Raw genomic sequence first — 13,262 nt, 5'->3', positions numbered from 1 at the left:
AGATAAAAGGAGGCATTCATGGCGATTGCCCAGAAAGACCTGACAGAGACGACGTCTGCAAAACCGGTTGCCAATGACTCGGCAAAGGCCAATGCCGAGCAGGCTATCCCGACCATTGAGGGCCGCGTTGACGCAATTGACCGCGAACGTCTGTTTGGCTGGGTGTGGTCCCCGGAACGTCCGGATGCGCGCATTGAGGTTATCGTGCGTCTGAACGGGCATACCCTGCTGCGCGTGAAAGCCGAAAACGAGCGTGTTGATCTTCGTCGTAACGGTATTGGCGATGGTGCCCATGCGTTTGAGGCAGAGCTACCCGAAGCAGCGTTAGCCAGCGTTGAAAATGTTACCGTTTTTGCAATTACACCGGAAACCGGTGATCAGATCGAATTGCGCATTCCGTCGCAAAGCGAACAGCAGGCGCAATCAGCGGTTAATGCACCCCTTAGCAAGATTTTGGACCGGCTTGACCGGCTGCTGGCGGCCCAGCACATTTTGCAAAATGGTCAACGCGAAGCAGCCAAGCGTCTCGTCGACGCATCCAGGCGTATGGATGAATTGGCATCTGCCGATGACGGGATCGAAGCCGGTGTGAAACTGGTGCGTACCGGGCAGGAAGAATTGAACAGTCGTGTCGAGGAACTCGAAGTTTTCCTTGTCCGTTTTGACAAGTCACTTGGCGGCTTCGACGAACGGCTTTCCGCACTTACCGAGCAGCATCGCAACGACCTGAAAACACCGCTTTTGGTTTTGGCCTGCCTGATCGGTGTGACCGTCGGGATTTCCATCGGCGCGATGGTGTGGTGAGGCAGGGCATTATGGTGCGCACGACGGATCTTAGCCAATTGTTTGAAAGTGCCACGAATGCAAATTCTACAGTGCCATCATTTGGAATGCCGCTGTCGTCGGGTTGGGCCGAGCTGTTTTTCAATTCACAACCACAAGAAATGACAAGGAGGGCAGGGCATGACTGAACCGTCTGGAATGCCGCTGGACGGCAGGACCGTTGTGGCTGCTTTGGTCGATGACGGGCTTGCGCTTATGGCTGGTGTCGGTGCTGCAATGCCGGCGACAATCGATGTATTCCTGAACGGTCAATCCGATGCCAAGGTTCAGGCATCGATCATCAGCTGGCGCCGTGCCGATGGCCCGCCCGAGGCGGCTTATGGTTTTGTTGCACTTCTGCCGATGCAGAATGTCTCGCAGCGCCGCTTGAAAACGGCCCTGTTCAAGGCGCCGGGACAACCCGGAGAGTACCGGATTGAAAGCCGGTCGCAGGGACTTGAATCCATTCTGTCTGCCGTGGCAGAACAATCCGGGGCGGCATTTGCCACCGTGATTGATGGCGTTATTGAAGCCCTTCTGGCGGGCAATCCTAACAAGAAACGTCTGCGCACTGTGGCGGCTCTTGTTCGAATTGCTGCACGCAGTAACGGTTTTATCGAAGTTCTTGGCGGTCTGGAAGAAGGCGATATTTACATACAGGGCTGGTCCAGCAATTTCCCTACCGGGCGTACCCGCGTTATTGCAATCGACGAAGGCCCGGTTCTGGCCGAACTAACGAGTGCCGAGTTCGTGCGTGACGATCTTGGCGAACATGCCACGGGCGTTACAGGGCTTATGGCCGGCGATACCCGGATCAATCCAAACAAGCTGCAACGCGTTTATTTCCGTGGTCGTGATGGCTGGTTTTCGATCGAGGTTTATCAGCAACGCGTATTGGTCGCATTGCCAGACGTACCTGCACATATTCGTTCTGTTCTGGATCGGGTAAAGGCACCCGATAATATTCTTGAACAGATCCGTATGGCAGCCCATCGATTTGACGGACGCGATACTGTTTCTGAACTGGATCGGCCTGTACGTATCGGGATTGATTTTTCGCTGGTAATCGAAGGCAGTGGCATTCTGGTTTCCGGCTGGATGCTGGATCCTGACCGCGCAGTTGAAACCGTCATGTTGCGCGTTGGTGGTGAAGCGGTTCGCATTGATGATCGATGGACCCGCCAATCACGTCCTGATGTCACCAATGCCTTTGTCAACGATCCGATGTTCTCGGGGCTTAACCCGGCACGTAACAGCCATGGTTTTCTGGTGTTCTGTCCGCTGGAAGATACCCCGGCATCCGATCAGCCGGTTTATCTGGAACTGGCCATATCTGATGCGTTTCCCGCCTATTGTCCGCTAAATCCGACCCGCGCATCGGCACGACAGGCTTTATCGCGTGTTTTGCCGTCCCTTGACCCGCGTTCGGTTACTGCTTCAAACAGTATCGAACGCCAGTTTGGCCCGATGTTGCAGAACATGACGGCGCAAAGCCCGTTCGCCATTGATACCCATGATATTGGCAATTTCGATGAAGATGCGCCGGTTACCCTGATAGTTGGTGTTGACGATACGATTAGCGATATCGGTGTGACAATTGCCTTGCTGGGGCTCGATGAAGTCACGCGTCATCTGCCGATTGTGATTGCCGGACCTGCTGAAAGCTTTGATCAGGTCGGAAGCGACATGATGCGACTGGCAGCCTTTTACAAGCTTAATGTCCGCATCGTATTTGCCGAGGGTGTCGAAGATTTCTGCGACGCGCTTGAAGTCGGGGTTGCTTCAACCAATTCCGAGACGATTGCCCTTGTTTCCGCCCATATTCTGCCGCACGACACGGGATGGTTCGAACCTTTACTCACGGCTTATCGCAAGCGGGGCAGTAAATGCGTCGTCTGCCCGACGATCCTGTTTGAAGATGACTCTGTCCGTTGGGCAGGTACATGGATCGAAGGCGATGTCGACGGGCAGTATCTATCGGATCGGTATGTCGGCTATCCGCGTGCGGTTCTGTCTGATGCCGAACCGACGGAAGTCAGCGCCGGAACTCCAGAATGCTGCATCATGCCACGCAAGGCTTTTGAAGACATCAACGGCTTTACCCGTGGCTATATCGGTCCGTCGGAGAAGGGGCTCGATCTCGCTCTGAAGCTGCGCATGGGCGGAACTGCCTCATGGTGGATTCCTGAAATCGAAGTCTTGGGGAGCGAACAATCAATAACAAGCGCACCCGCCTGGGAGGAACTTTCGCATCGTCTTGACCGCTGGGCGTTCGATCGCCGCTGGTCATTGGTCGTCTCAAATTTGCGGAGCCACAATCATGCCGTCGACTGACCTGCGTGTCCTCATTATTTCGCACGGACATCCCAGCATGTCGCTGGGCGGGGCCGAAGTGGCCTCCTACAACCTGCATAAAGGTTTGAACGAACTGGACGGGGTGGAAAGTTTCTATCTGGCCCGTGTCGGTCATCCGGTACCGCGCCATGGTGCGTCAGCACTGATGAGCCTGCGCCAGAAAGATAACGAAATCCTGTATCACGCTGAAAATTACGATCATTTTCTGCTGTCGAACGGAAATACCGATGAAATAGACCGCGATTTGCTGCGGTTCGTACGTGATTACGAGCCCGATGTGGTGCATTTCCATCACTATCTTGGCCTTGGTCTTGAAACGATCTATGCGATCCGAGAAGCCATGCCCGATGCGGCGATCTTCTTTACCTTCCACGAATTCCTGACGATCTGCCACAACCATGGGCAGATGGTCAAAAGCGGTGGCACGAAGCTTTGCAACCGGGCCAGCCCGATTGAATGCAACGGCTGTTTCCAGAATATCTCGCCGGCGTCCTTCCTGCGTCGGGAACGGTTCATCAAGGCGATGCTTAATCTGGCCGACCATTACGTTTCGCCCAGTGATTTTCTCGCCGACCGGTTTGTCGACTGGGGGCTGGATCGTGACAAGATGTCGGTGATCGAGAACGGCTTGGACGTGAAGGAAGCGGCAAATACACGCCCATTATCCAAGGCGCAGCCGCGCCGGTCGCGGTTCGCATTTTTCGGACAACTGACCATGTTCAAGGGGGCGGACATCCTGCTTGATGCGGTGGGTCGCGTACCTGACGACATCTGGGGTGATGATGCCCGCATGATGATCTTTGGTGGCAACCTTGAGCGGCAACCCATTGAATATCAGGAAAAAGTTCGCGACCTGATCGAGAGGGCCGGTGAACGTGTCCGGTTCTATGGCGCCTATCAGAACAGCGAAATGCCCAAACTGATGGAGCTTGCCGACTGGACGATCATTCCGTCGATCTGGTGGGAAAATTCCCCGATCGTCATCCAGGAAGCCTTCTTCCACGGGCGGCCGATGATCTGTTCGAATATCGGTGGCATGGCTGAAAAAATCACCGACGGTGTTAATGGTCTGCATTTCCGTGTTGGCAGTGCCGAAGACCTTGCTGACCGTCTTGTCGATGCCCTTACCGACAACAAAATCTGGGATCGGATGCGCGAGGGAATTCCACGCCCGCCGACCTATATCGATTGCGCCGAGCAACATCTCGCGCAGTACCGGGAGGTTCTCGAGACCCGCCCGATGTCTGTGACTCCTGTGTCGCAGCACTCCGTCGCCAGCACGGCATAACGATAATCAGAAGTCACCTAGCCAAGGAGAAACACTATGGCGCGCGTTCTCGTAATGATTCCATCGGGCGAAGTCTACGACCACGACAACGTCCGTTGGTACAATTATCAGCAGATTCAACGCTATATCGATCACTATCACAATATTGGCGATGCGTTCGTATATGATTCGTCGCTGAAACTGATGAATTTTGAAAAGCTTGGCGTTGTCGAGATTGCCAACCCGGATATGGCCCAGATCGACAAGCTGCGTGAGGAATATGACTATGTCTTCCTGCGCGGGTCGAATTACATCCATTCCCAGATGGACTGGCGCAACACCATTGAGGTACTTGAACGTTTACGCCTGCCGGTTCTCGGTTTTGGCTTGGGCGCTCAGGCCCCGGTCAAAGGCAAGATCAATCTGTCCGAACAGACGAAAACCGTTCTGCACATGATGGCAGATTCAACCACGTCTATCGGGGTGCGTGGTGCCTATACCGCGCAGGTTCTGTGGGATATCGGCATTCGCAATGTGCGTATTGTCGGTTGCCCGACTGCCTTCCGTTCGAACAATCCGAATATGCGTATCAAGCTGCCGGTACTCGATACGGTCAAGAATGTCGGTATCACGCTTCGCCGCGAAGTTTCGTCGTCCTATGCACAGAATATCGAACGTTATCTGACCTTCCATCGCGATCTGGTCAAGGACCTCGCACACCGGTTCGATAATGTCACACTGATGGCACAGGGCGAACCCGAAGAAAAGAAACTGGTCTTTGGCACCGACGAACAGAAAGAACAGGCCATTGCCGAGCTGCGTGGCAATCCGAATGTCGGCAAATGGTACATGGATGACGAGATGGAACGCCTGTATCGCTCCAAGATGTTCTATTCCGACGTGGTTGCCGATTACGAAAACCTTGTACGCCAGAAAGACTGTGTTCTGGGTTATCGCCTGCACGGCAATCTGATGGCGCTGTCGAACGGTGTTCCGTCGATCTATTTCACCTATGACAGCCGCACAGTCGAATTTGCCGAAACCTATCAGATCCCGTCCTATGACGTGTTCTCGAAGAAGGAGTTCGTGCTCGAGGATTACTGGAATCAGGATTTGTTCGACAAATTCAATCGCGCCTGGTTCCAGACCTATCGCGAGATGGCAACGTTCCTGACGGAAAACAATATCGATCACAAAATGGTCGATGTAATGACCCTAGACGCTCAGCCCGAGCGCAAGGTCGCCTGATCAAACCCGGTGCAGTCATCCCGCACCGGTATCGGGCGGGAAGACTGTGCCACCACAAGCATGTCCGAAAAAGGACAGCGATAACAAGGAGACACGGCAATGACTGTACTTGTAACGGGTGGCGCAGGTTATATCGGTAGCCACGCAGCGCTTGCACTTCTGGATGCCGGGCGAAAGGTCGTCGTCCTCGATAATCTCAGTCAGGGGTATCGTTGGGCCGTTCCGGCCGGGGCTGCCTTTGTCGAAGGTGACTGCGGTGATTATGAACTGGTTCGCAAGCTTGTCGCGGATCACGACGTCAAGGCAATCATGCATTTTGCAGGATCGATCATCGTGCCGGAATCGGTGGTTTATCCGCTTGATTATTACTATAACAACACGGTGAATTCCCGTGCTCTGGCACAGGTCGCCGTTGATGCGGGCATCCGGTATTTCATCTTCTCCTCGACTGCGGGTGTTTACGGTGAACCCGCCAAAACCCCAATCCTTGAAGATTTCCCGTCAAAACCGATTTCGCCTTATGGCACGTCGAAAATGATGACGGAAAAGATGCTGGCCGATGCATCTGTTGCCCATGACATGAACTATGTCGCGTTGCGCTATTTCAATGTTGCCGGTGCTGATCCCGAAGGACGGGCAGGGCAGACATCACGCAAAGCAACCCACCTGATCAAAATCGCCAGCCAGGCGGCAACAGGTGTGCGTTCACATCTGGAAATCTATGGCGAAGATTACGAGACTCCGGATGGCACCTGCATCCGCGATTACATCCATGTTTCAGATCTTGCCAATGCGCATGTGCTTGCATTGGAATATCTGGAAAATGGCGGTGAAAGCGACGTGATGAATTGCGGTTACGGACGCGGTTTCTCGGTCAAGGAAGTAATTTCGGCGGTCAAGGAAGTATCGGGTGTCGATTTCCCCGTCAAACTGGCGGAACGTCGCCCGGGTGATCCGGCTGCCTTGATTGCGGGTGCGGATCGTGTTCGCGAGAAGCTCGGCTGGGAGCCGAAACATGATGATCTTGAGATGATTGTGCGCCACGCCCTTGATTGGGAAGAAAGCCTTAAAACCCGTCAGGTGGTTGACGCCGCATAACACCCACGCGCCAGAAAGGGAGGAAACGTCCATTACGAGCAAGCGGTTCAGAAGGACTGAATAAAGGCCCGAACCGCCACAGCAGGAGTACCAGACATGAGCCAGAATATCCCCTCAACTGGCCAGAAACCTCGTATCGGCGTTCTCATGCCGGCAGGCAGAGTTGTCGAGAATGTAGGAGTGGTAACGCATAATTTCGGTTCCCCCGAAAAATCAACGCGGCATTTCAGCAATATCGGTGATTGCTTTGTCTATGATTCGTCCCTGCGAATTCTCGATTATGCTGAACTGCAACCCATTTATGCCCCGGCTAGCGGCGACCTGACACCGGCTCAGGTCGAGAATATCAATCAGCTCGACTACATCTTTTTGCGCGGATCGAACTATATTCATACCAACGGTCAATGGGATCCGATCACACGTGTCCTGGAACAGACCAATGTTCCGGTTATCGCATTCGGGATTGGTGTGCAGACCCCTGATAATTCGGAAGAATATGTCAATGAATCGACCAAGCGCTTTTTGCAGGTCGTTTCGCATCGTTCAACCACTCTTGGCGTGCGCGGCCATCTTTCAAAAAAAGCGTTGAATTCGATCGGGATCAAAAATGTCCGTATTTTTGGGTGCCCGACGGCATTTCGACACTGCAAACCGAAACTGACGCTGCCGCGTCTCAAGTCGACCGATATCAAAAAACTTGGCTTTACCCTGCGGCGCAAAACACCCAGATGCGTCATGTTTCAACGATATCTGATTCGGACACTCGCCGAACGATATCAAACCGAACTTCTTTGTGCCGGCGAGCTGGAAGAAAAGGCGATCTTCTATGCGCGCTGCAACCAGATTGCCAATGCGGATGAAGTGATGTCAAAGGCCGTCAATCAGCTCATTACAGAAGGCTGGTTATACGGTGAAACGGATCCGTTATTGCAAATTTATAAATCGTCACTCGCAGTATTCGAGACGGTGGCCGATTTCGAGGAAGCCGAGCGGCATCTTGATGCTGTGACCGGGTTCCGTTTGCACGGCAATCTTCTGGCGCTCGCCAATGAGGTGCCAGCCCTTTACATCACCTATGACACGCGGACCCGTGAGTTTGTCAAAACGCTTGGTATTCCGCATATCGACGGTCGCTATATCGACAAATTTTCCTTCGAAGAAGCATGGGATCAGGCAGATTTCGGCCATTTCGAGGAAACCTACCAGATGCGGTTTGGCGAACTGAAAACCTTCCTCGAAGAAAACGGCATGGCACATCGCCTCGGCACTACCCCGACCCCTTACGTGGTTGAGGCGGCGTAACCATGCTGCTTGGGCATGGCCGGTTTCCTAGTTCCGGTCATGCCCGGTTTTCTTTTCATTTTGAACGGCCATGGATGGATAAGTGTTAAACAAATCGCATATCCGCTACGCGACGATCCTGATTGCAACAGTGCTGTCAGGCGGCGGCATCCTTGCATTCTCATCACCGAATTCTGCGGCGCTGGAACTTAAAGTCACCGGGCCGGAAAAGATCATTTTTGATAGCGATGTTGCGGGATGTGATTCGCATCATTTGCCCGACGCGCCCGCGCGCGCATTTCGTGATGACAGGGGGCGCATGATCCTGTTTGCGCCAAATTTCCAAAACCGTGCTTTTGTTGGTTATGGCTTTGACAGTCTGAAACCCGATTGTGACAGCCGGTTCATGGCCGCCGGGAAAGCGCAGCCCGATCTTTTGGATGATCGCACCTGGATCCATGCAATTTACACCAAAGATGGAAGAAATGTTTACGCACTCGGCAGTGCCAGTTTCATGCCGTATCGTCACGAAATGCCCTGCAAGGGACGGACAAAGCGGATTGATTGCTGGATCAATGGATTGGTGACGCTGAAATCGACCGATGGTGGGAAAACGTTCGATTATCTTGGTCAGCCGCCCCATCATGCACCTTTCCCGCCGCCGGAACCGTATCGGGATGATCGGAAGCGTGCACCAAGCTATGTGACGGTCACCAACATCATCAATTGGCAGAATTATCTGTATGCGATTGTCTGGCGTCGCGAGGAGGAATGGAAAAACTCGCGCAATTGTCTGGTGCGAGCACCTGCCAATGATCCGTCAAGCTGGCAGGTATGGGACGGTAATGACTTTATTGAGGCCGCAAACCTGACCGATCAGGGATGGCAGGTACAGCAAACCGATTGCGCGCGCGTCGGCCCCAAGGGAATTACGTCGATCCGCGGGTTTGTAAGGCATGAAGGTACAAATACCTTCATCGCGATCTATCAGCACCGTCAGCGCAACAAGGACGGCACGAATCGGCACGGCATGTTTTATTCGACATCGCCGGATATGAAAAACTGGTCGGAGCCGAAGTTTCTGCTTGATGAGGATCTTGATCCCGATGCCGGGCCGGGGGACCCGTTTGCCGCCTATGCCACCATGATTGACGAAGACAGCCAGGACCGGCTTTTCAGCACCGTCGATGACGAGGCCAGCCTCGTTTTCGTCCGTCTGATCCCAAAGCCCCATAACGGAAAGTGGCGGGTGCCACGGCAATTGGTGCGGTTCCCCGTTTCCATTACGAAGTAAAGGACAAGGCCATGGAATTTGATCGCTTTGATATTGACGGGCCGGTGCTGTTTGTACCGAACCGTCATCGTGATCCGCGCGGGACATTTGCCGAGACCTTTCGCGAGGATGAATTTCGTGCGGCAATTGGCGATGTGACATTGGTGCAGGAAAACCAGTCGATCAGCAAACCGGTCAACACCATTCGGGGCTTGCATTATCAATCCGAACCGCGCGCGCAAGGGAAACTGGTGCGCGTGACCACCGGAGCGATCATGGATATCGCTGTTGATCTGCGCCTGCATTCACAGACATTCGGTCAGCATATCAAGATCGAGCTGTCCGAAGAAAACTGGTATCAGCTATGGATCCCGCCGGGATTTGCGCATGGTTTTCGCACGATGCGTCCCGATACGACCGTGATTTACAAGGTATCGGATTATTACAGTCCCGAGCATGATCGAGGGATCGCCTGGAATGACCCAGATATTCACATTGACTGGGAACTGTACGGGCAACAGCCGGTATTATCGGAAAAGGACAAAGATCAACCAGCACTGGTCGAGCTGTTTTCGATAGATGTTGCCCGGGCTGCGGAGGCGCACCGGGCGATGGTGCATGACATAGGGCGTTATCGGGCTTCGACGGGCGACTGATAAAGCGGTGCCAGGGCAATCAGGCTTTCATCCGGAGTTTGCTGAATGGAATTGACATTCTTTTCCAGTGTCCTGCCCAAGGCATGGACCAGAACCATTTCCAGTTTGCCGTCATTGGCCATTTGTAAAAGAATTGCCAGTGATTCCGCGACGGTAAAGGGTTCCTTGTAGGTGCGACGTTCCAGCAGTGCGCCCATAATGTCACAGATGGTCAGAATACGTGTCAGATCGTGAATTTGGTCACCTGCCAGACCGTCAGGATACCCGCTGCCATTCAGAAATTCGTGATGATGCAGGATGGCATCCAGAACATCTTCGGCAATGCCGTCCTGCCGGGCCAGAAATTTATATCCTGCCCCCGGATGGGTGCGGATGACATCAAACTCTTCTGCTGTCAGCTTGCCCGGTTTATCAAGGATTGACGCAGGTATATCCACCTTCCCGATATCATGCAGCAGTCCTGCGGTCGTCAGTTTTTCAATATCTGCCTTGCGCATCCCCATATTGGTCGCAAATGCGCAGGCCAATCCGGTTACGATCAGAATGTGCTGAAATGTCGTATGGTGATAGGCCCGTACAGTGGATAGCCATTCATTAACGCCAATATTGCTAATGGTCTTGGCGATTTCTTCGCCGGTTGCCGCAACCTCGCCAAGATCAACCGGTTTGTTGGTGGTAAACCGGGCGAAGGTATTTTCAAGTGTTTTTGCGGCCCCGTTGACGGCCTTGCTGGCTGTCGGGGTGAGCATCCCCGCCGTTTCACGAATGTCTTCGATGATCTTTGCCAGTCCGGCATCGCCTACCGGCCTGTGGATTGTCTTGCGTGCGCCAAGGGTAGTTGCCTGCAATTCTTCCTGTAGGTTGCCTTTTGTAATCGCGAAAATCTGTTTGCACCGGGCAGGGGCAGCCTTGCGGAATGCCGCAAGCTTGGCGATGTTTTCACCGTTGCCAAGGTCGACATCAAGTACGATGGTATCGGCATCCAGCGGAATTTTATCTGCCATCGATGATGTGCGGATGTCGAAGCCAAGCAGGGATGCCGGCATCAAATCCGTGCGATCTCTTTCGCAAACGACATGCAGTATGTTGGGGGTGCCGGTGTTCAATTTGTGGCCATAACAGTGGTTTCCGCCTGATTTTATCTTTGATATTCGTTTGAATATAAGAATTTTATCAAGCAATTATAAGCCACTAATTACAAAATTATGCTGCCAGCGCAGCTATCACCTGTTCCTTGCTTAATATCCCGATTGGTTCCTTTTTGCCATTGATCACCGCCATTGATCCGCCTGTTGCCAGCGCCACAGGCAGAATATCTTCAAGGCGCATATCACCGGTAATCTCGGGCCAGCTTGCATTAACTTCACCGCCATTGACCAACGGTTGCATCAATGTTTTGGCGCGCAACACACGCGATCTGTTCACATCACGGGTAAAGGCGCGGACATAATCATCAGCGGGACACATGATGATTTCTTCCGGTCGACCGATTTGGATCAGTTTGCCATCTTTCAGGATCGCAATCCGGTCGCCCAGTTTAAGTGCCTCGTCCAGATCATGGGTAATAAACACGATGGTTTTGTGAAGCTCTCCCTGAAGCTTCATCAGTTCATCCTGCATGTCATTGCGGATAAGGGGATCAAGAGCGGAAAATGCCTCGTCCATCAAAAGAACTTCGGGGTCCGTGGTCAGTGCGCGGGCAAGGCCGACGCGCTGCTGCATCCCGCCTGATAACTGATCGGGAAACTTGTCCTCGTATCCGGCCAGACCGACCCGTTCGATCCAGTTGCGTGCCGCATTCTCGCGCGTGTTGCGGTCCACATCCTGAATTTCAAGGCCATAGCCGACATTATCCATCACACTGCGATGTGGCAGAAGGCCAAAGCGTTGAAACACCATACCAAGCCGCTTTCGCCGGAACGCATTCAGCTCATTGATGCTCATGGCAAGGATATCGGTGCCGTCAAAAAGTACTTCGCCGGATGTCGGGTCAATCAGCCGGTTAAGATGGCGGATCAGAGTTGACTTTCCAGACCCCGAAAGTCCCATAACCACAAATGTTTCACCGCGTTCGATAGAAAGAGACACATCATGCAGCCCGACCGTATGGCCTGTTTGGGCAAGTATTTCATCCTTGTCTGCACCGTCTCGTGCAAGCTTTAGCGACTTTTCTGGATCGGGGCCGAAGATTTTGAAAATATTGCGGATTTCGATATAGCTCATGATTTTCCCTCCGCCTTGTGGCTGCGATGTGATCGCTTGCCATAGGCCTGACCGATCCGGTCAAACACAACCGCCAAAAGCACTATCGCGATGCCTGCTTCCGTGCCCGCACCGACATCAAGGCGCTGGATGCCCATCAGTACCTGTTCGCCAAGTCCACGCGCGCCGATCATGGATGCAATCACCACCATCGAAATCGCCATCATCGTCGTCTGATTGATCCCGGCCATGATATTGGGCAGCGCAAGGGGAAGCTGTACTTTCCACAGAATTTGCCTGCGATTGGCCCCGAATGACCGGGATGCTTCAAGTACCTCGGGATCAACAAGTCTGATGCCAAGATCGGTTAGTCGAATGACCGGCGGGGCTGCGTAAATCACGGTGGCAAGGATTGCCGGAACCTTTCCCAGCCCAAACAGCATCAGGGCAGGGATGAGATACACAAAACTCGGCATCGTCTGCATGGTATCAAGGATCGGCAGCATCACAGCGCGCAGGCGGTTTGACATTGCCATGGCAATTCCGACCGGAACACCGATGATAACGGAAAGGGCCGTGGCAACGATCATCAGGGCAAGGGTCTGCATCGCCTTGTCCCAAAGCCCCAGTGACCCGATGGCGACCATCGCAATCGCAAGCCCTGCGGCAATTTTCCAGTTGCGACTGGCATGAAACCCGATCACGGCGATGGCAATCACAACGATCCACCAGGGAGTGCCGCGCAGGATCTGTTCCAGCCAGACCAGTACTGTCAGCAGGCTGTCGGCAAACGCTTCGAACGCGTCGCCATAATTCACCACCAGCCAGTCGACAAAGCGATTGACCCATTTGCCCAAGGGCACATTCAATTGTTCTGGAAACATCGTGCGCGTCCGGCCGGTTGTGTTCAGAAAACCAATGAACGTAGGAGCCTAGCAATATGATCCCGCCAACGCACGATTAAATGCTTGGGTGCCTGACATCTCCTGACAGTTTTGTGTAATGGTACCCAAAAGAAAACACCCCGCACCGAGGGTGCGGGGTATTCCATTCGTCATCG

General features: G+C 53.4%; 11 protein-coding genes. 8 read left to right on the top strand and 3 right to left on the bottom strand.

Features of this window, described 5'->3' with window-relative positions; genetic code table 11:
• Nucleotides 1-18 precede the first annotated feature (18 nt).
• From AUP42_RS04385 to rfbC, 8 genes are all read left to right on the top strand, one after another.
• A complete protein-coding gene (locus AUP42_RS04385) occupies nt 19-804 on the top strand; it encodes a hypothetical protein (protein ID WP_062949224.1) in 786 nt (261 codons plus the stop codon).
• Between the two features lie 159 nt (nt 805-963).
• Nucleotides 964-3,156, top strand: coding sequence for a glycosyltransferase family 2 protein (locus tag AUP42_RS04380; protein ID WP_062949222.1), 2,193 nt, complete (start codon nt 964-966; stop codon nt 3,154-3,156).
• Complete coding sequence (locus AUP42_RS04375) at nt 3,143-4,465, top strand: glycosyltransferase family 4 protein (RefSeq protein ID WP_062949220.1); 1,323 nt, start codon at nt 3,143-3,145, stop codon at nt 4,463-4,465. The genes AUP42_RS04380 and AUP42_RS04375 overlap by 14 nt, the downstream gene beginning before the upstream one ends.
• 36 nt (nt 4,466-4,501) lie before the next feature.
• Entirely contained in the window at nt 4,502-5,692 is a 1,191-nt protein-coding gene (locus AUP42_RS04370; protein WP_062949218.1) for a polysaccharide pyruvyl transferase family protein, read from the top strand.
• Nucleotides 5,693-5,791: 99 nt separating this feature from the next.
• Entirely contained in the window at nt 5,792-6,790 is a 999-nt protein-coding gene (gene galE / locus AUP42_RS04365; protein ID WP_062949216.1) for a UDP-glucose 4-epimerase GalE, read from the top strand.
• 96 nt (nt 6,791-6,886) lie between these two features.
• On the top strand, nt 6,887-8,092 hold the full coding sequence (locus tag AUP42_RS04360) for a polysaccharide pyruvyl transferase family protein (RefSeq protein ID WP_231858153.1): 1,206 nt from the start codon (nt 6,887-6,889) through the stop codon (nt 8,090-8,092).
• 82 nt (nt 8,093-8,174) lie between these two features.
• Nucleotides 8,175-9,365, top strand: coding sequence for a hypothetical protein (locus tag AUP42_RS04355; RefSeq protein WP_062949214.1), 1,191 nt, complete (start codon nt 8,175-8,177; stop codon nt 9,363-9,365).
• 11 nt (nt 9,366-9,376) lie between these two features.
• Complete coding sequence (gene rfbC, locus AUP42_RS04350) at nt 9,377-10,000, top strand: dTDP-4-dehydrorhamnose 3,5-epimerase (protein WP_062949212.1); 624 nt, start codon at nt 9,377-9,379, stop codon at nt 9,998-10,000.
• On the opposite strand, the gene AUP42_RS04345 is transcribed toward rfbC, so the two are convergent.
• From AUP42_RS04345 to AUP42_RS04335, 3 genes are all read right to left on the bottom strand, one after another.
• Entirely contained in the window at nt 9,976-11,046 is a 1,071-nt protein-coding gene (locus AUP42_RS04345) for an HD-GYP domain-containing protein (RefSeq protein ID WP_062949210.1), read from the bottom strand. The two genes, rfbC and AUP42_RS04345, sit on opposite strands and share 25 nt — an antisense overlap.
• A gap of 157 nt (nt 11,047-11,203) precedes the next feature.
• Nucleotides 11,204-12,223 (bottom strand): quaternary amine ABC transporter ATP-binding protein, encoded by a 1,020-nt coding sequence (locus AUP42_RS04340; RefSeq protein ID WP_062949208.1) that lies wholly within the window; start codon nt 12,221-12,223, stop codon nt 11,204-11,206.
• Nucleotides 12,220-13,086 (bottom strand): ABC transporter permease, encoded by an 867-nt coding sequence (locus AUP42_RS04335; RefSeq protein WP_062949206.1) that lies wholly within the window; start codon nt 13,084-13,086, stop codon nt 12,220-12,222. The genes AUP42_RS04340 and AUP42_RS04335 overlap by 4 nt, the downstream gene beginning before the upstream one ends.
• Nucleotides 13,087-13,262 lie beyond the last annotated feature (176 nt).

Source organism: Thalassospira lucentensis (assembly GCF_001613805.1).
GTDB classification, from domain to species: Bacteria; Pseudomonadota; Alphaproteobacteria; order Rhodospirillales; family Thalassospiraceae; genus Thalassospira; species Thalassospira lucentensis_A.
The sequence above is the reverse complement of the archived record's forward strand: the minus strand, read 5'-3'. Positions and strand labels throughout refer to the sequence as shown.